We start from the raw sequence: 23,489 nt of genomic DNA on the forward strand, positions 1-23,489 counted from the left end.
CTTTTTAGAGTATAATATAAGTTATGAAAAACGAAGTCAAGAAAGCGGCGGTTTTAATTCCCTTTATGATAAAAGACAATAAGCTACATTTAGTATTTACCTTAAGAAATCAAAATTTAAGCTACCATGGAGGACAAATATGCTTTCCAGGAGGAAGACAAGAGGAGGGAGAATTACCTATCCAGACAGCTCTAAGGGAGGCTGAAGAAGAGATAGGCTTAAATAGAGAGCTAGTAGAAATAGTAGCGGAGCTTCAAGAGGAAATGGCCTACACAAGTAATTACCTTATAAAACCCTTCGTAGCATTAATTAAAGAAGATGTCAACTTTAAGGTTAATGAAAGGGAAGTAAAGGAGATAATAGTTTTACCTCTTGAGGTGTTTCTTTCTCTACCGCTTAAGGTAGAAACCTCCATAACGAGGGGAAGGGAGATCTCTTACCCTGTTTACGAATGGAAGGGATATAAAATCTGGGGAGCAACAGCAAGAATAGTAAGTAAACTATTAGAAAGGAAAGATGTCTTAGATGAGCTTAATAGGCGCACACATGTCCATATCGGGAGGAATATGGAAAGCAATAGAGAGAGGGGAAGCGCTTAAATGCGAAGCTATACAAATCTTCACTAAGAATCAGCTTCAGTGGTTCGGAAAAAGGCTGAGCGCTCTCGATATAGAGATGTTTTACAACGAATGGAAAAAGAGTAATGTAAAAAAGATAATAGCCCATACCTCATACCTCATAAACTTAGCATCTCCTGAGAATAAAAGCTATGAAAAATCTATATCAGCTCTGATAGAAGAAATAAAAAGATGCGATGAGCTTAGTATCCCCTATCTAGTAATGCATGCTGGATCCCATAAGGGAAGAGGAGAGGAATGGGGAATAAAAAGAATTGCTAGTGCCTTAAAGATAGTTTTCGAGGAGACATCCGGGAGCCAGGCAAGAATACTCCTTGAGACTACCGCAGGTCAGGGAAATAACTTGGGTCACAAGTTTGACCACCTTGCCGAGATAATGAGCATAGTCGGTAAGGATGACCGCTTGGGAGTATGTCTTGATACTGCTCATGTGTTTGCATCAGGATACGACATATCCACAGAGCATGGCTATAGAAACACCATAAAATATTTTAGCAGAATAATAGGTATTGAATTTCTCTTCGCTCTTCACTTAAACGATTCAGCAAGCCCTTTGGGAAGCAAGCTTGACAGACATGCTCATATTGGAAAAGGGCTAATAGGTGAAAAGACCTTTTCACTTATATTAAATGATGAACGTTTCAAGGAAAAGCCTATGATAATAGAAACCCCAAAGGGAGGAAACTGGGATGCCATAAACTTAGCAACTTTAAGGAAGTTAAGGGGTTATTGAAGAAGGAGGGAAAACTAATATGTATAAAAGCTTTAAGGAGTTAAAATCCTCTGGAAGGAAGCTCTTAGGTATGTTTGTCCAATCAAGGAGCGAAGAGATAGTAGAGATAATAGGTCATGCAGGCTTCGACTTCGTTATAATCGATATGGAACACGGCCCATTCGATATAGAGGGAGCCTTAAGACTAGTCAGAGCCGCAGAAGCGGTAGGAATAACGCCAATAGTAAGGGTTCCCGAAAACTCTAATATAGCTATACTTAAGGCTCTCGACATAGGAGCTTCAGCCATCGTAGTTCCAGGAATATCCTCGCGTGAAGATGCAGAAAAAGCCATTAAAGCATCAAAGTATGGACCAATCGGAGTAAGAGGAGCATGCCCATGTGTGAGAGCAAATAAATACGGAGGTGGGTATAGAGATTATCTAACCAGAGCTAACGAAGAAACCTCCGTAATACTTTTAGTTGAAGGAAAAGAGGGGGTCACGGCTTTTGATGAGATCATAAGCTTGCCACATATAGATGGGATAATGCTTGGCCCTTTCGATCTATCGGTTTCTTTAGGAGTTCCTGGAAATATATACGATCCCCTAGTTAGAAACTCCTTAAAAGAAATGTCCCAAAAAGCAAAGGAGAAATCGATCTACGTGGGAACGTTCTCCGTAAGCCTCGATGATGTTAAAGAATGGTTTTCTATTGGTTTAAACTACGTGGCTTACAATGTAGATACTTTGCTTTTTTACGAAACATGCAAGAAAGCAAGAGATTATATAATGGGAGATATGAACCTCACCGCTCGGTGAGGTTCATATCTTGAGGATTTCCCTTATATCCTTTTCCGGCTCTGAGATAACCTTTATACCAAATTCCGTAACTAATACCTTTAATATATCCTCATTAACCCATGCAGGAACTATTGGCCCTATATAGATATTCTTAAAGCCTAAAGATAACAAGGTCCAGAGAATTGCCACCGCTTTCTGCTCCATCCATGTTAAAACAAGCGTAAGTGGCAGCTGGGTCACAGGCATATTAAAGAGTTTAGCAAGAGCTTCTGCGATCTCAATAGCAACTATCGTATCGTTACACTGACCAACATCGATAAGCCTTGGAATCCCATCTATATCTCCAAGGTCAAGATCGTTTATTCTAAATTTTCCACAAGCAAGAGTAACGATAATAGTTTCTTTCGGAAGCTTCTGAACGAACTCCCTATAATATTCGTTTCTCTTGAAAGGAACATCGCATCCACCAACAACAAAGAAGTGCCTTATTTTACCAGCTTTAACAAGCTCTTTTACCTTGTCCGCAAGCGAAGCTACAACAGTCGTAGAAAAACCTGTTTTAAGCTTATATGTTCCCGGCTTTTCCTCGAGGTCTGGCAGGCCTTTTGCCTTCTCAATAACCTCTCCATAATCGTAGCTCCCCAGATGTCTAACTCCAGGAAGCCTAGCTATGCTTGTAGTAAACATCCTATCTTTATAAGACTCATCTGGAATAAGTACACAGTTTGATGTTCCAAGAATAGCAACGGGATACTCCGCAAATAGCCTTCTCTGATCATACCAGGCTCTTCCAAGGTTACCTGCTAGATTTCCATACTTTCTAAGCCCTGGATAGCCATGAGCGGGTAACATCTCGGAATGCGTATATACATAGACGTTGGATCCCTCAACCTGCTTTAAAAGCTCTTCTAGCGCTTTTAGATTATGTCCTGTGACAATTATACCTTTCCCTTTTTTAGTCCCCGTTTCCACTTCAACTGGCGTAGGCTCCCCATAAGCCTCGATGTGCGCCTTTTTAAGCAACTTCATCGCCTTTAAGTTAAACCTTCCTGCCTCAAGCGCATATTTAACGAATTCCTCCGCATCAAAGTTTACATTAGTCAAGGTACTATAAAGAGCCTCATCTAAAAAGCCAGCTATTTCTGGATCGTCATGCCCCAGCTCTCTCGCATGATAATAGTAAGCAGATATTCCCTTTATCGCAAACAATAGATTATCCTGAAGCCTCGCTAAAGTCGGGCTCTTCCCGCAAACGCCACGCTCTATACATCCTGTACCCTTAACGGTCTGAGAGCACTGGTAACAAAACATCTGCATGGCTTTTCTCCTCCCTTAGGCAAGATCTTTCTTCTGTATTTTATAATTAATAAGGCAGACTTGTCTGTAACAATTGTTACACAAGTGAAGGTGAAGAGCAATAAATGAATGTAGAGGAACTAATCCCGCACGGGGAAATAATCGAATACAAAAAGGGAGAAATTGTAAGATACCAAGATGAACCGATAAATGAGGTCCTCGTGCTTTTAGAGGGAACGCTCGGAATGGAGTACATATCTGAAAGCGGTAAGATTCTAAAAATTGATTTTATAAAACCCGTTCGAATCATAGCCTCAGGACTCATATTTTCCAAGGAGCCAAGGTTTCCTGTAAATGTGGTAGCAGAGAGCGATACAAAGATTCTCGAGATAAAAAAGGAGCTTTTTCTTGATATCCTAATGAAGAAAAAGGATCTTTTAAGGTTTTTTCTCCAGGATATCTCAGAGCACTTTAAAACCGTATCGCAAAAGCTCTTTTTCACAACCACAAGAACACTAAAGGAAAAGCTCTTACAATATATTCTGCAATATGCAAACGAAGATGGGGAAGCTTTCCTACCTTTAAGTATAGAAGAGCTATCTAAAGTCTTTGGTTGTACACGTCCCGCCCTATCAAGGGTTTTTCAGGAGCTTACAAGAGAAAAGATAATCGAAAAGATTGGAAGAAAGGTAAAAATTCTGAAACCCCCATATCCTACAAAAAATTAATCCAAGCTTCTTGACTACCATGGATTTGTGATATAGAATAAGATCAAACACTAGGAGGAAAAGATGAAAGCTCATTTATCTAAAAAGCTAGTTAGCCTTAAGAAGGAGAAGAAGCGAATAGGGGCCAGGAAAACTCGGGAGCAAACCCGAGCTTAACTAATTTCGACTCTCCTGGCCCGCTCCAGAAAAACTGGAGCGGGCTTTTTTATTACTACTTTAACAAAATTCAGGAGGTGTCTTAATAATGCTTATAAAAGAAGGGCAGGGATCAGAATGGCAATAAGTAGAGAAATACCTATACCAGTGGATAGGGAAATAACGAAGATAGAACCGAACCATATAATAGTTAGAGGAGTAAAGATAGAGGAGCTTATTAAAGGATGGAGCTTTGCAGAGGTCGTTTGGTTCCTCCTTAAGGGAGAACGTCCCTCCCCCGAAAGAGCAAGAATGCTTGAGGCAATATTTGTCGCTATGTGCGACCATGGGCCAACTCCCTCAAGCACAAAGGCCGCAAGACTAATAGTTTCTGCGGGCTCACCTATTCAAGCTGCCATAGCAGGAGGAATATTAGCCTTTGGAGATCATCATGCAGGAGCGATAGAGCTTGCTATGAAGTTGTTCCAAGAGGGAGTAGAAGAGCTTATAGAAAATAGAGGTTTATCCTTTGAAGAAGCAGCCCAAGTTATATTTGAAGACTATAATAAAAGGGACAAAAAAATACCAGGATACGGTCACAGATATCATAAGAGAGATCCTCGTCCACCCGCTTTAATATCCTTGGCTAAAAAGCTTGAAGTAGATGGCCCACACCTAAAGCTCGCTATCGAGATAGAGAAAATACTTTCAGAAACCAAGGGGATATACATGAACATAGATGGTGCCTCAGGAGCCATTTTAAGCGATATGGGATTTCCTTACCTTACAGGAAGAGGAATATTTGCTATAGGAAGGGTCCCTGGCCTTCTAGCAGAGGTCCTATTAGAGCTTCTAGCTTACAAACCTTTTAGAAAAGACCTTTAGCGGGGGCATTAAAGATGAGGAGAGAAAAGGCCGTGCTCGGTATACTAATGCTTGAGACTAGGTTCCCAAGAATAATAGGTGATGTGGGAAATCCTCAGACTTATCCCTTCCCCGTTAAGTTAAAGAAGGTAAGCGGAGCCAATTTAAAAACGGTGGTTTGGAGAACGGAAACAAGCTTAATAAATGCCTTTTTAGAGGGAGCAAAGGAGCTGGAAAAAGAGGGAGTTAAAGCCATAACTACAAGTTGCGGCTTTACCATCCTTTTCCAAGATAAATTGGCTCAAGAGGTTAAAGTCCCGGTTTTCGCTTCCTCCTTAATAATGATCCCATGGGTTTATAAGATGATAAGAGGAAAGATAGGAGTTATCACCGCCAACTCAAGGTCCTTATCCCAAGCTCATCTTGAAGCTGCAGGAGCAAATGGAATTCCAGTAGTAATAAAAGGGCTTGAAGGTAAAGAGGAGTTTAGAAGGGTTATTTTAGAAGACTCTCCCGATGGAGATTTCACAAAGATAGAAAAAGAGGTATTAGAAACCGCTAAAGAGCTAGTTATAGAGCATCCAGACATAAGGGGCTTCGTTTTCGAATGCCATAACCTTCCACCTTATACACCGAGGGTACAGATGGAGCTCGGTTTACCTGTGTTTGACTTTCTAACTTTAGCCCAATTCGTTTACGATTCTATAGCTAATACTCCTTAAGAAGGCTTTGGGCAGCTATTAGCAAAGGATCCCATACGGGAGCAAAGGGAGGTGCATAAGCTAAGTCAGCATAAGCGAAATCCCATATTTTCATACCAGCTGAGGCTGCAATAGCCAATACATTTATCCTGGTGGCGCTTCCAGGGCCACCTACTATCTGACCGCCAAGTATACGGCCTGTTCCCTCTTCAGTAATTATCTTCACCCATATAGATGAACCACCTGGATAATAACCAGCTGTAGTATGGCTTTCTATAAGAGAGCTCTTCGTCTTCAACCCCTCAGATTTGGCTTCACTTAAACTTAAACCGGTTCTTGATACCTCCATATTCAAAACCTTAACTATAGCAGTACCTACAACACCAGGAAACACCGCTCTTTCTCCCGCCGCGTTGCTTCCGGCAACCCTTCCCTGCTTGTTAGCAGTGCTACCTAAAGGGATGTAAACCTTCTTCCCCGTAACTAGATGCAAAGCATCCGCACAATCACCTGCAGCGTAAACTCCAGGTACAGACGTCTCCATTAAGTTATTGACATCGATAGAGCCCTTGGGCCCTAGGGTTAGGCCAGCCTCCTTAGCGAGCTCTGAGTTAGGCTTAACTCCTATCGCAAGGAGAACCATGTCAGTCTCTACCTTTCCTTTATCGGTTATAACTCTTTCAACCCTTTTCGTTCCCTCAAAGCCCAAAACTTTAGTAGAAGTCAATATGTCAATTCCATTGCTATTAAGATATTTTTCCACCTTCTCAGCCATATCGAAATCCATATTTATCAATATTTGAGGCATAAGCTCAATCAAGGTAACTTTAATACCAAGGGAGAAAAAGCTCTCCGCCATTTCAACCCCTATATAACCAGCACCAACTATAACAGCCCTTTTAGGAGCCTCCCTTCTTATAAAATCTATTATCTTATCTCCATCCCTAAGGGTCCTCAGGGTGAAGATGCCATCAAGGTTAATACCCTCAAAGGGAGGAACTATCGAGCTTGCACCCGTAGCTATTACAAGAAAATCGTAAGGTATCTTTTTAGCTCCAGCAGAAACCAACTTATTGTTAACATCTATAGACTCAACTCGAGTTTTAAGCATAACTTCGATACCGCTTCTCTTAAAGGCTTCGACATCCCTTGCTATGAGACTCCTTCTATGTGAGATCTTTTCACATATCAAATAGGGAAGGCCACAAGCACCATATGAAAGATCCTCCTCATCAGTTATCAAGAGGACCTCCAGATCAGGGTTCGTCCTTTTAGCTTTAAAGGCTGCAGATGGGCCCGCCGCAACACCGCCTATGACAACAAGCCTCTTAGGCATACCCCACTTCCTCCTTGCCCAAAAACCTCTCCTTAAGCTCTATAAACCTCTTTAAGTCTATGTAGCCATATTCAAGCAGACCAGTCAATCCGCAACTCAGCTCGAAATGCGCTGAGGAAAGGCTATCTGAAGCATGAATAGCGTTTTCAGTTACACTTTTGCCATACCTTGCCCTTATGGTATTAGGAGCCGCCTTAGATGGGTCAGTTACACCAATGGCCTCTCTAACCTTCCTTATCACATCCTTACCATAACCTATAAGATGACTTGTGCTCCCACCTGACATAAAATCAAGGAGCTTTTCAAAGAAGCTCTTCCCCCTATGAGCAATATAGAAGCTCTCCCAAAACTGCCGGGGCAGGGAAACATGAAGAGCAACTATCTCAAGATCACAGGGAAGCTCACTAATGATATTCTCTGCCCACTTATCCGCATTAGGCTTTATAATTATGTAAGTATACTCCACTAAAATACCACCTTATATGATATTAAACTATCCTTAACCTTTTATCAATCCCCTTACGATATAAGGCATGCCGAACATAGTAATCCTGAAGCGCCCTTACATCTAAATCCTCTTTCCTTAAAACCTCTATAGCATCAATCATAGCTTTAGCACCTGCAATGGTAGTAGCATAAGGAATGTTCAAACTAATGGCAAGCTTTCTAACCTCCGAAGCCTCCTTACTTGCCCCTATGCCTATTATAAGAGAGTAATCCCCTCTCCTAATCTTAGATAGATCTCTAACCACCTCACAGGCTATCCCGTTACGCCTTAAGTTAAAGGCAGCAGGGCCAAAGACACCAAGATTAAATCCAAAACTTAAAAGCTTATGAGCTATAGGTATTATCTTCAGTGAAACATCCTCATCTATGGACAATAAAACCTTACCTTCCACAGGAAGCCTCATACCTGCTGCAAGCTGAGCCTTAGCATAGGCCATTGGATAGCTATAATCTATACCCATGACCTCACCTGTAGAACGCATCTCTGGACCAAGCTTGGGATCAACATTGGGGAAGCGAGAGAAGGGAAGTACCGCCTCCTTAACAGCCACATGATCTATTTCCACCTCTTCTACTATTCCAAGCTCCCTTAGCTTTTTACCTATCATAACCTTAGTAGCTATCTTAGCCCAGGGGATACCTGTAGCCTTGCTAACGAAAGGAATGGTTCGAGAAGCCCTTGGGTTGACCTCAAGGACATAGATATCTCCATCTTTAACAGCATATTGAACATTTATCAAGCCAATTACATTAAGCTCTTTAGCCAAAAGCTTCGTCTGACGCTTTATCTCCTCTACTACAGCCCTCGGGAGAGTATGAGGGGGAAGAACACAAGCGCTGTCTCCCGAGTGGATACCTGCCTCCTCTATGTGCTCCATCACACCAGCTATAACACATATCTCTCCATCAGCTACGGCATCCACATCAACCTCTATGGCTCCCTCGAGAAACTTATCTACAAGTATAGGAGCCCCAGGAGCCACATCCATAGCCTTCTCAAAGAAGCTCTTTAAGCTATCCTCATTATAAACTATCTCCATAGCTCTACCACCTAAAACGTAAGATGGCCTTACTAAAACAGGATAACCTATCTCCTCAGCTATTTCTAAGGCCTCATCAAGCGTTAAAGCTATACCGCTAGGAGCCTGTTTTAAACCAAGCTTATCAAGGAACTTCCTAAATTCATCCCTATTTTCAGCTCTATCTATATCCAATGGACTAGTTCCTATTATAGGAGCACCATTTCTATAAAGGGGTAAAGATAAGTTTAATGGGGTTTGCCCTCCAAACTGAACTATCACTCCCCATGGCTTTTCTTGACGAATTACGTGTAAAACATCCTCTAAGGTCAATGGCTCAAAATAAAGCCTCGTAGAGGTATCATAATCTGTACTTACCGTTTCAGGGTTACTGTTTATAATTATGCTTTCTATCCCCTCTTCCCTCAAGGCAAAGGAGGCATGGACGCAACAATAATCAAACTCTATCCCCTGACCTATCCTATTAGGTCCCCCACCTAGTATAACTACCTTCCTTTTAGTAGATATCTTAGCCTCGTTCTCAACCTCATATGTGGAATAGTAATAGGGCGTGTAAGCCTCAAACTCCGCAGCACAAGTATCAACAAGCTTGTAAACTGGGAAAAGATTCCTTCTTTCCCTCTCTTTTCTAACCTCATCTTCAGTGCTTCCCCAAACGTAAGCAAGCTGTCTATCAGAAAAACCATAGGATTTAGCCTTTTTAAATATATCCTGTGGAATCTCAACTAATGGAAGACCCTTAAACTTTTTAAGCTCCCCCTCGAGCTCTATTATCTGCTTTATGTTATTCAAAAACCAAGGATCTATCTTAGTTAATTTATATACCTCCTCAACCGTAAATCCGCTTTCAAGAGCATATTTAAGATAAAATACCCTCTCAGAGTTTGGATAAGAGAGCTTTCTCTCTATCTCCTCTCTTGTTAGATCCTTAGGGTCTCTTCCATCGGAACCTAGCCCATATCTTCCTATCTCAAGGGATCTCAAGGCCTTTTGAAGAGCTTCCTTGAAAGTGCGCCCTATAGCCATAACCTCGCCCACGGATCTCATAGAAGTCCCAAGCTCATCCTTAGCACCTGGAAACTTCTTAAAGTCCCATCTCGGTATCTTAACTACACAGTAATCTATAGTGGGTTCAAAAGAAGCTAAAGTCTCCCTCGTTATATCGTTTGGTATTTCATCAAGAGTATAACCTACAGCAAGTTTAGCTGCAATTTTAGCTATTGGGAAACCTGTCGCCTTGGAAGCCAAAGCAGAACTACGAGAAACGCGCGGATTCATCTCTATAACAACCATCTCACCGTTCTCTGGATTCACAGCAAACTGAATGTTACTTCCACCCGTTTCAACACCGATCTCCCTTATAATTGCTATGGCTGCATCTCTCATCCTCTGATACTCCTTATCGGTTAGAGTTTGAGCCGGAGCAACCGTAATGCTATCACCAGTATGAATTCCCATCGGATCGAAATTCTCAATGGAACATATTATAACTACGTTATCCTTTTTATCTCTCATCACCTCAAGCTCATACTCTTTCCAGCCTAATACAGACTCCTCAAGCAAAATCTCATGAACCATACTTGCGGAAAGCCCAGCCTGGGCCAAGATCTCGAGCTCCTCCCAACTGTAAGCAACCCCACCACCGGTCCCACCAAGGGTGAAGCTCGGCCTTATTATTATAGGAAAGCCTAACTCTTTAGCTATTCTCCTCACATCAGCCATGCTCCTTGCTATGCCGCTTCTTGGAACCCTTAAACCTATTTTCTCCATGGCCTTCTTAAAGAGCTCTCTACTTTCCGCCTTCTTTATGGCCTCAACGGAAACCCCTATCATTTCAACACCATATCTTTCTAAGACCCCAGATTCAGCCAAAGCAACAGCGGTATTAAGAGCTGTTTGACCACCTAACGTTGGGAGAATAGCATCCGGCCTCTCCCTTGCTATTATCTTTTCAACTACCTCCGGAAGAATAGGCTCTATATATGTTCTATCAGCCATTTCAGGATCAGTCATTATAGTAGCTGGATTACTATTAACTAAAATAACCTCAAAGCCATCTTCCTTCAAAGCCTTGCAAGCTTGGCTCCCTGAATAGTCAAACTCACAAGCTTGTCCTATTATTATCGGCCCCGAGCCTATAATAAGGATCTTCTTTATATCAGTCCTCTTAGGCACTTCCCCTCACCCCTCAACTCATAATCTCTATAAACTCATCAAAGAGATACTTTGAATCATGAGGGCCTGGGCTTGATTCGGGATGATATTGAACAGAAAATAGCGGAAACTTACTATGCTTCATACCCTCAAGAGTACCATCGTTAAGATTCACATGAGTTACCTCCATACCGGTCCCAACTAAAGAATCCACATCTACGCAGAAGCCATGATTTTGAGAAGTTATCTCAACTCTACCGCTTATTAAATTCTTTACTGGATGATTAGCTCCCCTATGACCGAATTTGAGCTTGAAGGTTTTTCCACCCATAGCAAGCCCTATTATCTGATGACCAAGGCATATACCAAAGATAGGTATCTTTCCTATGAGCTCCCTAACCTCAGAAACGATCCCCTTTATAGCTGCAGGATCTCCCGGTCCATTTGAAAGAAAAACTCCTGTAGGCCCTAAAAAAAAGACCTCCTCAGCGGAGGTCTTTATAGGAACAACCAAAAGCTCACAACCCCTTTTCTCAAGCTCCCTAAGAATATTAAGCTTGACTCCCCCATCATAAACCACAACTTTATATGGTTTATCACTCTCCCTCCAAGACAAACAACTTAGGCTCTCTACATAAATCCTTTCTCCACCGCTCCAAAAATAAGGCTTCTTAGTAGATATCGGCGTAGCTAAATCTCTTCCGACCATGCTTGGGAAAGCTTTGAGTCGTTCAAATAGTGATGAAGGATTCAAATCCTCGGTCGAAACTATTCCCTTCATAGCACCATAAAGACGTAACCTTCTTGTCAAGGCCCTCGTATCTATGCCCTCAACCCCTAAAACTCCAGCTCCCTTTAAATATTCAGCTAAGCTCTTTTTGGACCGCCAGTTACTCGGAAACGGACAATACTCCTTAACCAATAACCCCTCAACCTGAATTTGCGATGACTCCACATCCTCCTCATTAATTCCATAGTTACCTATCAACGGGTAAGTCATGGTGACTATTTGCCCTTTGTAAGAAGGATCGGTTATTATTTCCTGATAACCGGTCATACTGGTATTAAATACCACTTCTCCAATAGCTTCGCCAGGTCCGGTAAATGAATAGCCTTCAAAGGCGGTCCCGTCTTCCAAAACCAGGAGAGCCTTCATCTTTACACCTCCTCGTAAAAAAGCCCCGCCCCCCACAAGGGGCGGGGCTTTTTATCAAGCCTCGCGGTGCCACCCTTCTTGACAGGGAATACATATCTTACTTTAAGCTTCCCTGTCCACTCTAACGGCCGCTAACGGAGCCATCCGGAGACTCTACTTGGCACAAGCCTTTCTTCGAGTCTCAGCTCAGGGGCCCGTTTCAGCTTAACCTTAAAACCGAGGAGCACTCTCAGCCCACCGATGCTCCCTCTCTGTCGGCAAGGTAAAGCTTACTTCACCCCTTCACAGCCTTTAACTCTATTAAGCCCTGCTAATCTATTCTGGTATATTATAACCAGGAACATTCAAAAAATCAATAGTTAAATAAAATTTTTCCTAAACTCGAAGAAACCTATATAGAGTAACTAATACAAGAACCACTCCAAAAATATGCTTCAGATGCCTCTGAGGCACATAGAGGCTTGTGATACGAGACCCTAAGTAGCTTCCTAAAGCTCCCACAGTTACAAGAATAAGAGTAGTATTTAAATTCAACTGAGCGGTGTGAATATGAGGTAAAAGAGCAGAAAATGAGGGAGGCATAACAGCAAAAGCATTAATAGCTGCAGCTTGTTTTGGATCATGACCTGTAAGAATCAACACGGGCATAAGAAGGAAGCCCGGCCCAACACCTAAGAAACCCGAAAGAACAGATATAGGCATGGCTAAAATCATCGCTATTGAAAACCTTTCTCTCACATATCCCTTTCTAACTGGCTTAAAGAGATTATAAGCTAAGTAAATCACCGCCCCCAAGTAAATCCACCAAACTAAACGAACCTCAACCTGATGTACTAGCCAAGATCCCAAAGGAGCAAAGGTCGTAGTAACGAGAGCTAAAAGAACGGCTTTGCGCCAACTCACCAAACGACTCTGTGCAAAACCAAAAACAGCGAAGAAGGCAGTCACACCATTAAGAAGTAAGGATAGAGGCTGGACTTGATGCACGAGATCAGAGAAAAAGAAGCTTAAAAAGGGAACAGCAACGAAAGCTACACCAAGACCTAACATACCAGATATCAAGGCTAAAAGAAATAATCCAGAAGCCATTAGAAATACCATGCTATCAGTAATAAGCAAGTTAAACACCTCCATCTGAATCTTCAATTTCTTTTTAAACTATCTCAGTAGCTCCTCAAAAAGCGGCACAAAAGCTTAAGATCATTCACGATAACCCTATATAAGTTATAAGCTAACCTTTCTCACAGAAAAAACCTATAACGAAACCAGACACTAAAGCATATACAAATATCAGTAAGTTGAAAAACAATATAAACTTAAAACCAAGGATCGCCACAGCGAGAGGCACAGCCTGAAGCCTTATAGCCCAAGCGCCTATAGTAGCAGCGATCACCCTTAAACTAGCACCCTTATCTATAAGATCCCTAAATAGGGGATAAAACACGTAAGCGGGTCCCACCATAAGCGCTCCGAAGGTAGCGCCTATAAGCATCCCCTTAAAACCGCTTTCTTTACCCACTATCTTTTTAACAAGATCCGAAGTCAAAAGCTCAGATATCAACCCTGCAAGAAAAGCCACTGAAAGGACCATAGGAAAAAGCTCTATATACGTTTTAACCGCGTAAATTAAACCTGATATCATCCTGTCAGGTTTTAATAAAACCAAGCTTAAAGTCAGAAGGGCAATAGAAAGCTCAACAGGATAGTCCTCGAAGAGCTTCTTCATAGCAAAACCTCCATTATCAAAGCTAAGATAATAGCAGAAATGAGAGCGAAAGAGTTCCTAAGCAAAGTAAACCTCCCACCAAAGTTCTTTAACTCAATGGGAATAGAAATTACACCTACCATAACCCAAGAGAAGAGAAAAGAGGAAATAAGACCAAAGCTAGCCCCATGATCTAGAAGGTATCTACATATGGGGTATCCGGAAATAACAGGACCCATCATTATGGCACCTACAAAGGTACCAATCAATATACCCTTGATTCCAGAAAAGCTCATTAAAAACTTCCCGACCGTTCCCTCAGCGAGAAAGCTTTGCAGTATACCTATAATGATGAAGATAGAAAGGATCCTAATTGAGTTTCTTAATAAGTTTTTAAGACCTCTTGAGGATGCTTTTTTGACTTTGCCTCTATCTCTTATAAGGGCCCAAACGTAAAAGAACAGAGTTAAAAATAAAATCACAATTTGAGCCTTAAGGTTCACTTTCGATAACCTCCTTTAAGAGCGCTAAAGGTCAAACTTTTATATCTATTTTCTCATAAAACTATAGGGGAAACCCTCCTAAAGGGCTCCCCCTATATCTAATCTTATGACCTTATTATTTCGCTATCTAGATTTTATTTTCTCTTAAGCCTTAAAATTTTTCAAAATATCTATAAGCCAGAAGGGCGTATAGGGCAGCTCCCTCCCATAGTACGCTTTCATCAACATTAAACTTCGGATGATGATGCGGATAGATTATCCCTCTTTCCTCATTTCTTATACCCAAGAATATAAAAGCGCCTGGAACCTTCTGGAGATAGAAGGCAAAATCTTCTGCCCCCATAGTCATCTCAGCCTCGGTAACCGGACCTATAGCCTTTGCTACATTCATAACGAAATCCGCAAACTCAGGCGTATTCACCGTAGGCGGATAGGAAACCCTAAAGAGTTCAAAACTGCCCTCGCAATCCCAGGCCTTTGAGTAATACTTAACTATATCCCCTATCTTCCCTATGACTTTATCCCTGAGCTCCATATCAAAAGTCCTAAGCGTTCCAGTTATCTCTACCTCATCAGGTATAACGTTATATCCGTTACTTCCCTTAATAACTGGAGTGCTTATCACCACAGGGTGAAGGGGATTAACATATCTTGTAACGACCTTTTGAAGAGCATTGTAAATATCAGATGCAGGATTAGTTGGATCTATTGCAAGATGAGGAGAGGCAGCATGCCCTCCCTTCCCCTTAATCTTTATTACATATCCATCAGAGGAAGCCATAAACGGACCCCTTCTTGTAGCTATCACTCCAGAGGGAAGATGTGCCCATACATGAATTCCGAAGATAGCATCTACATCATTTAAATGCCCCTCATCAACGACCTTTTTCGCTCCAGCTCCACCTTCCTCAGCTGGTTGAAAGATGAGCTTTACTTTACCACGAATATTATCTTTAACCTCAGCCAATATCTTAGCTGAGGCAAGCAGCATAGCAGTGTGCGCATCGTGCCCACAAGCATGCATCTTGCCAGGAACTTTAGACTTGTAAGGAACATCATTTTCTTCCTCTACAGGTAAAGCATCCATGTCTGCCCTGAGGGCAACGGTCTTTCCCTTCTCGCTACCCACAATAACCCCCACAACGCCCGTCTGAGCCGCTTTAAATACTTTAAATCCCAGACTCCCTAGCTCTTCTTCCACAAACTGAGAGGTTCTGAATTCCTCAAACCTAAGCTCTGGATGCTGATGAAGATCTCTCCTAACTTTAACTATATAGGGCTCTAACTCCTTAGCGATCTCCTTGATCCTATCTTCCACATTCACCCTAATCCCCCCTACTTAAGTCTTATGCCAGCTCCTGGTCCCACCGGAAGGCCTAAGAAATACCATATTATCGCCATAATTATCCAAGTCACTAAGAACAGCATAGAATATAAGAAGGTCCTTGAAATTATAGTACCTATACCTACGTCTTTTTTGTAAATTGAGGCATAACCTATAACTATCGGGAAGTAAGTCATAAGCGGAGTAAATGAGTTAGTGCTTGAATCACCTATTCTGTATAAAACTAATGTCCACTCAGGAGTATAACCAAGATAGTACATCATGGGTACTATAACAGGAGCCATAAACGCCCATTTGGTAGAACCGCTTGTTATGAAAAGATTTATGAAGGTTGAAATCAATGTGATGGCAACAAATAAACCTATTCCTGTGAACCCTGCACCCTTAAGGAAGTCCGCAAGCTTTATAGCAAGCACAGAGGCCATGTTTGTCTGAGTAAAGGTATAAATGAAGTTAGCTATGGGAAGTATTATAACGATATACGATGCCATAGTTTTCATGCTTTCCACCATGTAGTTAACCATGTCAGTTGGCCTCTTGATCTTTTCCATGCTCTTACCATAGACATATCCTCCTATCACAAAAAAGATAAAGAGTATCGGAACCATGCCTTCAAGGAGAGTAGATGGTACTATCGTATTCTTGGCAGGGTCTCTTAAAGGACCACCGGGAATAAACGTTAGCAAAAGAACTATTAAAAGATATATGCCAGAAGACCATAAGGCTTTCCTAAGCGCACTAATCTCCTTGTCACTAAGATGACTTAAATACTCAGGTGGGACTTGCGCACGATCATACTCTTCCTCCCATTTAGCGAATCTCGGCATAGCATACTTTATGGTGAATATAGTACCAACTATGGTAAGCACGAAGGTCGAAACTACCATAAAGTAATAATTAGCGGTAGGATATACGCTATACTTGGGATTTACCGCCTTAACAGCGGTATCAGTAATCCCCGCAAGCAAGATATCAGTACCAGCTATAAATAAGTTAGCGGTGAAACCTGAAGCTGCTGCAACATAGCCTAAAATAAGCCCAAAGATCGGATCCTGTCTTCTTGAATAAAATAAAGCCGCTGATAAAGGAGGAATGATGACTAAAGCCGCATCGGAAGCTAAATTACCGCAAATGCCGAAAATAAAAATAGCTGGTATAAGATACTTGTCCGAGACTCTCGTCATGGTCCTCATGAGAGCCGGGATGAAACCCACCTTTTCAGCAAATCCAGCAGCCATAACCATAACTAACACCAAACCTAATGGTGGGAACTTCGCAAAATTGGAAACCACGTTATTAAGGATCCAAGCGAGACCGCTCCTATTTAAAAGGCTTATCACTTTTATCTCCTTACCCTTTGAAGGATCTATAGCGGAGGCTCCTTCAAACACACCAGAGAGTAATATTACTAAAATCCAAAGAAAAAGGAAAATCCAGAACATATGCGGAAGCTTGTTACCTACCCTTTCTATCCAGTTGACAAAACGTGTTAGAGCACTTCCCCTAGCTTCGGACATATCCCTACCCCCCTCGCTAAATAAGATTTTAACAACTTACACTACTATAATTATAACATGCTTAAATTAATCATAATTTATCCTCTATCATCTACATTCGCAGCCAAGACAGCCACTATCTCTCCTTTGTCATTTCTAACGGGACAAGATACCGCAAAAGCAGGTCTATTTGTTCCCAAACTCACGTAGGGCTCCCCAACAAAGGGCTCACCCTTCAAAGCGCCTTGGAACCAGGGCCTAAAAGACCAATCGATATTCCTATCAAGCTTAGAATCAGCGTGGATTATCTTACCGTTTAAACCAACAAGAAGGGGCGTTCTTATGTAAGGATGGCCCTGAAAGGCCTTATCAAAAAGAGGAATTAAACGATTAAGTTCAAGATTTTTAAACTCTGGAGTTTCAGCTAACTTCAAGAGTACACTTAAGCTTTCTTTGGCCATGCGCTCCTTGGTTTCTTTGCTCCACGTTTCCTTAGTATATTGACCAGCTATATTCCTCAATCGACCAGCTACATCAACAAGTCTCTTAACATAGCCCTCTATATGCTCTATGGCGGTGCTCTGTTCATTTATGGAAGCGGTAACTTCCTGGATACTTGCTGCCATCTCTTGAGAAAGGGAGGCCAACCTTTCAGACTCATGGGCTATCTCGTTTAATCTCTCAACCTGCCCCTTAACCTTATCATCTATAAGATCTAAGGCCCTAGAAACCTCAGAGAAGGTTTGGGAAAATCTATCTAAGGAAGATACAACCTCTTCACCCTTTTTCAAGTTACCTTTAACAAGCTCAGCTCCCTTAGTTACCTCGGCAGCTACAGATGTAGCATTTCCCCTCATCTCCTTAGCTAGCGTAGCTATATCCAAAGCCGAAGCTCTCGATCTTGTAGCGAGCTTTCTTACCTCTTCAGCCACAACAGCAAAGCCCCTTCCGCTTTCCCCAGCTCGAGCAGCCTCTATAGCAGCGTTCAAGGCTAAAAGATTGGTTTGCTCAGCTATCTCAGCCAAGGTATCGACAAAACGATTAATCTGCTCCATTTGCTCAGCGAGCTCCAACACCCTTTTAGCGGTCTCCTCATTGGAAATTGTAACCTGTCTTATATCTCTCAACAGCGATCCCATCTTTTCCTTAACCTCTTGAGATAAAACCTCTGCTTCACCAGATAACTTCCTTACACCCGATGTAGTGCTCGATATATCCTGTGCCAAAGAAGCTAAAGCCTCTATGCTATTAGCTACCTTCTGAGCTACCCCAGCCTCTTCATCAGCGGCAGTAGATACCTCATTCATGGCATTAGATGCCTCCTTCAACCCTTTCCTGTTAATTTCAACATCTTTATCAAGAAGAGATATAAAGTGGCTAAGCTCCTCCGAGCTTCTCTGAACATTGCCTATTAATTTGAAGAAGACATCAAGAAGAGGTAAGATAGCATTTCTGACATTTTGAGGGAACCCCTCCTTCCTTCTGAGAAGAGCGTGATCAACACCTACGATATCGCCGCTCCCTAGGAGCTTAATCAGAGCCTCAATCCTAGACAAAAACCTTAAATCCTTTAAGGCCCAAAATAGACCAAAGATACCGCTACCTACACCCAGGATGGCCAAGCCCAATGGTAGCGACAGTCGAGCCCAGGGAATCCCCCTTAAAAAATAAATAATAACTATAAACTCTAAAAAAAGACCTGTTAAAATAAATAGAGCGAATACTCTGATTTTCAAGGCAAAAATCCCTCCTCCCATTAAATTTTAAAAACATGAAAACCTAAAATAAATGATAGCATGTCTAAAAAAACGGTCAAGGTTTTGCTATCATATTCCTATGATAAAGCTATTCCAAAAACTAGAAAGGGTAAGCTTAATAGACAGGTTGAATCGATTTACACTTTTAGTCTCAAACGATAAGGGAGATATTATGAAAGCCTATCTTCCTAATTCAGGTAGCCTAGAGGAGTTATTAATCCCCGGTAGAGTTATATTAGTTACTCAAAATCCCGGTGGAGGACTGCCTCTTAGGGTAGCAGGAACCATAGATGAAGATGGAAACGCAATAATGATAGACTCCTTAAAGATTAATGAGATATTCCCGGCAATTATAAATAATATCCCCTCATTAAAAGGATATAGTATATCCCAAAGAGAGGTGAGATATAAAAACGCAAGATTCGATTTTCTACTAGAGAAAGAGGGAGAAAAGCTTATATTAGAAATTAAGGGATGTACCCTATTTACACAAGATGTGGCATCCTTTCCAGACGCTCCTACTAAAAGAGGAGTCAAACATTTAAAGCTGCTTTCAGACCTGCAATCAGACCTTAAAGGTGGTATCCTCTTTTTAATCCAAAAGCCGGTTAAATATTTCCTGCCTAACTTTCATACAGATTTAGAGTTCGCAAGGGAGATATTCAAGGCAAAGGATAAAATTCTTATAGAAGCTATAAGCTTAAAATGGGATGAAGAGTTAAACCTTATCGAAGATTCCATATCTAAGGTGGAAATCCCCTGGGAAGCAACTAAGCCCTTCTTAGAGGACAAAGGTGTATATCTGATACTCATGTTTAACGAGAAAGATAAACAGATAAGCTTCTCAAGAGGATTAAGGGAAAAATCTGCCCTTTTCCCCAGAGGCTTTTACATATATACCGGTTCAGCGTTAAAGGGACTCTCCTCAAGGATAAAGAGACATATTAAAAAAGAAGGAAAAAACTTCTGGCATATAGATTATATAAAAAGACACATGAAAACTCTAAAAGCTATAACCATAAAAAGCCCTAACAAGATAGAGTGCGAAATAGCTAATGAGCTTATGACAATAGCAGATAGCTACATCCTAAACTTCGGATCAAGCGACTGCAACTGCAAAAGCCACTTACTTTATTTCCAAAAAGATCCAAGAAAAATGGATAAATTTATTAAAACTATATTAAAATTTAGATTCGACATTATAAAAGACATTGTTGAAAGGACTTCGCAATGGTAAAATAGCATCAAGGGGGTGCCTTTATGAATAGACACAGAGTGGGATTAATAAGGGTTCTAACTATAGAAAACGAGGAGCTTTTAAACGCTCATGGCAGAATGATAGAAAAGGCCTTCCCTGAACTTAAAGTTATAAGCAAATGCATAGAGGATCAACCAAATGGAATTTACGATGAAGAAACAGAAAGAATAGCAAAGCCAAAGATTTTACGGTTAATCAGAGAATTCGAGGAAAAGGAAAGCGTTGAAGCTATAATCATAAGCTGTGCTGCGGATCCGGCAGTTGAAGAGGCAAGGGAAACATCGAAGATACCAGTAATAGGCGCAGGGTCTTCCTCTGCTGCAATGGCATTGGCCCTTGGTAAAAAGGTGGGGGTGCTAAACTTAACGGAAAAAACACCGAAGGTTTTCAAAAGCATTTTAAAGGAAAACTTGGTTGCCGAAGATAGCCCCGAAGGAGTTAAAAACACCTTAGATCTCCTAACCGATTGGGGCAAGGAAAAGGCATTGGAAGCCGCCATAAGGTTAAAGGAAAGAGGATCTCAGGTTATAGCTTTCGCCTGCACTGGATATTCAACGATCGAGCTCGCCCCCTTACTGGAGAAAGAGATTAAAATCCCCATAGTAGATGCAGTCTTAGCCTCAGGAGCAGTTACACTTTATGCTTTAAAGATATTTAAAGGTAGGTGAGAAGAGCATGATACTGAAGGTGAATGAAAAAATCGCTGAGGCTGCAGTTTTAGGAGGGGCCTTTCTAGGCGGCGGTGGAGGCGGAGATTTAAAGTTAGGGCTTTCTCACGCCATCTTAGCACTAGGCTTAGGTGAAATAGTAATAGCAGATATAGATAGTTTACCTCAAGATAGCTATATAGTAACTGCATCCTTAGTAGGTGCCCCAGCTGCAAAGGAAAGATACGTACTTCCATCACACATGGTCAAATCCTTCGAGTTGCTAAGGGAAACAATTAAACTTGAAATTAATGGAATAATATCCTCTGAAAACGGTGGATACTCAACTATAAATGGATGGATAGTTTCAGCACTTACCGGTATACCAATAGTAGATGCGCCTGCAGATGGAAGAGCTCATCCAACAGGAGTAATGGGGGCTATGGGATTACACAAACTTAGAGATTATATATCAATCCAAACTGCCGTAGGAGGAAATAAGGATGAGGGAAGATATACAGAAATCCTCGTTAAGGGAAGCCTTGAAAGAGCCTCAAGGATGGTAAGAGAGGCTGCGGTTCAAGCTGGAGGCTTAGTAGCGGTAACAAGAAACCCTGTAAAAAGGGAGTACGTTAAGGAAAACGGAGCTATCGGAGGAATAACACAAGCAATAGAGATCGGAGGGCTTATGAAAAAATACAAAGATGATCCATACACGCTATCAGAGAAGATCATAGCTTACTTCGGCGAAGGAAAAATAATAGACAAGGTAAGAATAGAAGAAGTATCTTTAAAGACCGAGGGAGGCTTCGATGTTGGGAAAATAATGGTTAAAGGGGAAAAAGACAGCTATGAAATAACCTTCTGGAATGAATTTATGACCTTGGAGAGCTTAAGCGGTGAAAGGCTCGGAACCTTCCCAGACCTTATATCCATGATAGAAATTGGGAGCTCTATCCCTCTAACTTCCTCTCAGGCGAAGGAAGGCATGGAAGCGCTTTTACTAGTGATACCAAAAGAGAAAATCCTTCTAGGCTCAGGCGTAAAGGACCCAGAGATTTTAAAAGGGATAGAAAAAGTTATAGGTAAAAAGATAGTAGGAGGCGATTAAAAATGCTAAAACAGGTCATTGAGGCATTTGAGCTTCTTGACAGCGCTTATATTAACGGGGAGAGGGTAAAAGAGGCCTTAAACCAGAGGGGTCTTAATAACGTGGAAGTTAAAAGGATCAGCGGAGAAAAGGGCTCTACAGATTTTATAAAGATCCTGATACCTGGTAAAAGAGGAAAATCCTCTGGTGGAAGCGCACATACTTTAGGAATAATAGGAAGGCTTGGAGGCATAGGAGCAAGACCAGAAAGAATTGGACTCGTATCTGACGCTGACGGAGCTATAACTGCCATAGCTGTAGCGCTAAAACTCGGAGACATGATTAAAAACGGTGACGTCCTTGAGGGAGATGTCATAATCGCAACTCACATATGTCCAAATGCTCCAACCCAGCCTCATGAGCCTGTTCCCTTCATGGGTTCACCTGTTGATATGGCTACAATGAACAAGTTTGAGGTAGATCCCCAAATGGATGCTATATTATCTATAGATACCACTAGGGGAAACAGGATAATAAACGTTAGAGGCTTCGCCATAACTCCAACAGTAAAAGAGGGATGGATTTTAAGAGTAAGCGATGACCTTCTTGACATAATGGGCTATGTAACAGGGAGAATGCCAGCGGTTGTTCCTATAACTATGCAAGATATAACTCCTTACGGCAACGGCATCTACCACCTAAATAGCATCATGCAGCCTGCAACAGCAACAAATGCACCAGTTGTAGGAGTTGCCATCACCGCTGAGATCCCGGTTCCAGGTTGTGCTACCGGAGCAAGTCAAGCAATAGATATAGAGCTCGCTGGGAGATTTTGTATAGAGGTAGCAAAGGGATTTGGAAGAGGAAAGGTGAAGTTCTATAACGAAGAGGAGTTCAAAAGGTTAATAGAACTTTACGGTCCCATGAACCATCTGCAAGGGCTGGGGAGGCAATGCAAATGAGGCTCGGCCTTATAACCATAGGTCAATCACCAAGGTCAGATGTAGTCCCAGAGATGCGACCATATATCAAAGATGTAGAGATATTCGAACTTGGCGCATTAGATGGTCTCTCCTTAGAGGAGATTAAAAAGCTTCATCCTAAAGAGGGAGAGCCAGTTTTGGTAAGTAGACTTAGGGATGGCACACAAGTTAAGCTAAACGGAAACATAATAGCCCAAAGATTAAAAGAGTGCGTGAAAAGGCTCGAAAATGAGGTAGATATAATAGGGCTATTGTGCACAGGAGAGTTTAAAGAGTTACGCTCAAATAAAATTCTAATTGAGCCATCTCTTATATTAACTAAGGTAGTTGAAGCTTTAAATGTTGAAAGACTCGGAGTGCTGATTCCCGAACCTGAACAAGAGGAGATGACCTTAAGAAAGTGGGATGGCAAGGCAAAAGAAATATTGATAAGTAGCGTATCTCCTTATACCGGAAGGGAAGAGGATTTTTTAAGCGCTGGAGAGAAACTAAAGAACTGTGACATGGTGGTTTTAGACTGCATAGGCTACAACCTAAAGGTAAAAAGCCTTATAGGGAAAATAACAGAAAGACCGGTTCTCCTACCAAGAACCCTTATGGCAAGAGTTATAGGAGAGCTCTTAGAGAGGTGATGAA

Annotated in this window: 22 protein-coding genes and 1 other annotated feature; of the genes, 11 read left to right on the plus strand and 11 right to left on the minus strand. The window is 41.7% G+C overall.

The genetic code is table 11. The features are described from left to right. Positions 1-23: 23 nt before the first annotated feature. From NZ900_05465 to NZ900_05475, 3 genes are read left to right on the plus strand one after another with little or no spacing between them, the layout of a single operon-like run. Positions 24-599, plus strand: a complete 576-nt coding sequence (locus NZ900_05465) for a CoA pyrophosphatase (protein ID MCS7233533.1) — start codon at positions 24-26, stop codon at positions 597-599. Further along, positions 526-1,371, plus strand: a complete 846-nt coding sequence (locus NZ900_05470) for a deoxyribonuclease IV (GenBank protein MCS7233534.1) — start codon at positions 526-528, stop codon at positions 1,369-1,371. Before NZ900_05465 ends, NZ900_05470 begins: the two co-directional genes overlap by 74 nt. 19 nt (positions 1,372-1,390) lie before the next feature. Continuing rightward, the gene (locus NZ900_05475; protein MCS7233535.1) at positions 1,391-2,170 is read left to right on the plus strand and encodes an aldolase/citrate lyase family protein; all 780 of its coding nucleotides are present in this window, start codon (positions 1,391-1,393) and stop codon (positions 2,168-2,170) included. A 3-nt stretch (positions 2,171-2,173) separates the two neighbouring features. Here the strand turns inward: NZ900_05475 and hcp are convergent, their stop codons facing one another. Next, the gene (gene hcp / locus NZ900_05480) at positions 2,174-3,469 is read right to left on the minus strand and encodes a hydroxylamine reductase (GenBank protein MCS7233536.1); all 1,296 of its coding nucleotides are present in this window, start codon (positions 3,467-3,469) and stop codon (positions 2,174-2,176) included. A gap of 104 nt (positions 3,470-3,573) precedes the next feature. On the opposite strand from hcp, the gene NZ900_05485 reads away from it, so the two are divergent. From NZ900_05485 to NZ900_05495, 3 genes are all read left to right on the plus strand, one after another. After that, positions 3,574-4,176, plus strand: coding sequence for a Crp/Fnr family transcriptional regulator (locus tag NZ900_05485; GenBank protein MCS7233537.1), 603 nt, complete (start codon positions 3,574-3,576; stop codon positions 4,174-4,176). 273 nt (positions 4,177-4,449) lie between these two features. Beyond that, positions 4,450-5,196 (plus strand): citryl-CoA lyase, encoded by a 747-nt coding sequence (locus tag NZ900_05490; GenBank protein ID MCS7233538.1) that lies wholly within the window; start codon positions 4,450-4,452, stop codon positions 5,194-5,196. 14 nt (positions 5,197-5,210) lie between these two features. After that, positions 5,211-5,897 carry an aspartate/glutamate racemase family protein gene (locus tag NZ900_05495; GenBank protein MCS7233539.1) on the plus strand — a complete coding sequence of 229 codons (687 nt, stop codon included), beginning with the start codon at positions 5,211-5,213 and terminating at the stop codon, positions 5,895-5,897. Here NZ900_05495 and NZ900_05500 read toward each other — a convergent pair. From NZ900_05500 to NZ900_05545, 10 genes are all read right to left on the minus strand, one after another. Next, the gene (locus NZ900_05500; GenBank protein ID MCS7233540.1) at positions 5,884-7,212 is read right to left on the minus strand and encodes an FAD-dependent oxidoreductase; all 1,329 of its coding nucleotides are present in this window, start codon (positions 7,210-7,212) and stop codon (positions 5,884-5,886) included. The two genes, NZ900_05495 and NZ900_05500, sit on opposite strands and share 14 nt — an antisense overlap. Continuing rightward, positions 7,205-7,678 carry a nucleoside-diphosphate kinase gene (locus NZ900_05505; protein ID MCS7233541.1) on the minus strand — a complete coding sequence of 158 codons (474 nt, stop codon included), beginning with the start codon at positions 7,676-7,678 and terminating at the stop codon, positions 7,205-7,207. The genes NZ900_05500 and NZ900_05505 overlap by 8 nt, the downstream gene beginning before the upstream one ends. A gap of 22 nt (positions 7,679-7,700) precedes the next feature. Beyond that, positions 7,701-10,934 carry a carbamoyl-phosphate synthase large subunit gene (gene carB / locus NZ900_05510; GenBank protein ID MCS7233542.1) on the minus strand — a complete coding sequence of 1,078 codons (3,234 nt, stop codon included), beginning with the start codon at positions 10,932-10,934 and terminating at the stop codon, positions 7,701-7,703. A gap of 13 nt (positions 10,935-10,947) precedes the next feature. Continuing rightward, positions 10,948-12,069: a glutamine-hydrolyzing carbamoyl-phosphate synthase small subunit gene (gene carA / locus NZ900_05515; protein MCS7233543.1), complete on the minus strand. Its 1,122-nt coding sequence runs from the start codon at positions 12,067-12,069 to the stop codon at positions 10,948-10,950. 34 nt (positions 12,070-12,103) lie between these two features. Then, positions 12,104-12,364 (minus strand) — a binding site (T-box leader). A gap of 80 nt (positions 12,365-12,444) precedes the next feature. Further along, a complete protein-coding gene (locus NZ900_05520; GenBank protein MCS7233544.1) occupies positions 12,445-13,188 on the minus strand; it encodes a sulfite exporter TauE/SafE family protein in 744 nt (247 codons plus the stop codon). Positions 13,189-13,300: 112 nt separating this feature from the next. Continuing rightward, a complete protein-coding gene (locus tag NZ900_05525; protein ID MCS7233545.1) occupies positions 13,301-13,795 on the minus strand; it encodes a permease in 495 nt (164 codons plus the stop codon). Next, entirely contained in the window at positions 13,792-14,277 is a 486-nt protein-coding gene (locus NZ900_05530; GenBank protein ID MCS7233546.1) for a permease, read from the minus strand. Before NZ900_05530 ends, NZ900_05525 begins: the two co-directional genes overlap by 4 nt. A 151-nt stretch (positions 14,278-14,428) precedes the next feature. Next, the gene (gene cpsA / locus NZ900_05535) at positions 14,429-15,601 is read right to left on the minus strand and encodes a carboxypeptidase CpsA (protein MCS7233547.1); all 1,173 of its coding nucleotides are present in this window, start codon (positions 15,599-15,601) and stop codon (positions 14,429-14,431) included. Positions 15,602-15,612: 11 nt separating this feature from the next. Beyond that, complete coding sequence (locus tag NZ900_05540) at positions 15,613-17,139, minus strand: AbgT family transporter (GenBank protein MCS7233548.1); 1,527 nt, start codon at positions 17,137-17,139, stop codon at positions 15,613-15,615. A 77-nt stretch (positions 17,140-17,216) separates the two neighbouring features. Continuing rightward, positions 17,217-18,854, minus strand: coding sequence for a methyl-accepting chemotaxis protein (locus tag NZ900_05545; GenBank protein MCS7233549.1), 1,638 nt, complete (start codon positions 18,852-18,854; stop codon positions 17,217-17,219). A 100-nt stretch (positions 18,855-18,954) separates the two neighbouring features. Here NZ900_05545 and sfsA point away from each other — a divergent pair, with 100 nt between their 5' ends. The 5 genes from sfsA to NZ900_05570 are packed head-to-tail and all read left to right on the plus strand — an operon-like array spanning position 18,955 to position 23,485. Then, positions 18,955-20,112 (plus strand): DNA/RNA nuclease SfsA, encoded by a 1,158-nt coding sequence (sfsA, locus tag NZ900_05550; GenBank protein ID MCS7233550.1) that lies wholly within the window; start codon positions 18,955-18,957, stop codon positions 20,110-20,112. A 23-nt stretch (positions 20,113-20,135) separates the two neighbouring features. Then, complete coding sequence (locus NZ900_05555; GenBank protein MCS7233551.1) at positions 20,136-20,801, plus strand: aspartate/glutamate racemase family protein; 666 nt, start codon at positions 20,136-20,138, stop codon at positions 20,799-20,801. A gap of 7 nt (positions 20,802-20,808) precedes the next feature. Next, on the plus strand, positions 20,809-21,891 hold the full coding sequence (locus tag NZ900_05560; GenBank protein ID MCS7233552.1) for a DUF917 family protein: 1,083 nt from the start codon (positions 20,809-20,811) through the stop codon (positions 21,889-21,891). A 2-nt stretch (positions 21,892-21,893) separates the two neighbouring features. Continuing rightward, positions 21,894-22,832: a DUF1177 domain-containing protein gene (locus tag NZ900_05565; protein MCS7233553.1), complete on the plus strand. Its 939-nt coding sequence runs from the start codon at positions 21,894-21,896 to the stop codon at positions 22,830-22,832. After that, a complete protein-coding gene (locus tag NZ900_05570; protein MCS7233554.1) occupies positions 22,829-23,485 on the plus strand; it encodes an AroM family protein in 657 nt (218 codons plus the stop codon). The genes NZ900_05565 and NZ900_05570 overlap by 4 nt, the downstream gene beginning before the upstream one ends. Positions 23,486-23,489 lie beyond the last annotated feature (4 nt).

This window comes from Synergistota bacterium (assembly GCA_025060595.1).
Lineage (GTDB): Bacteria > Synergistota > GBS-1 > GBS-1 > GBS-1 > 42-11.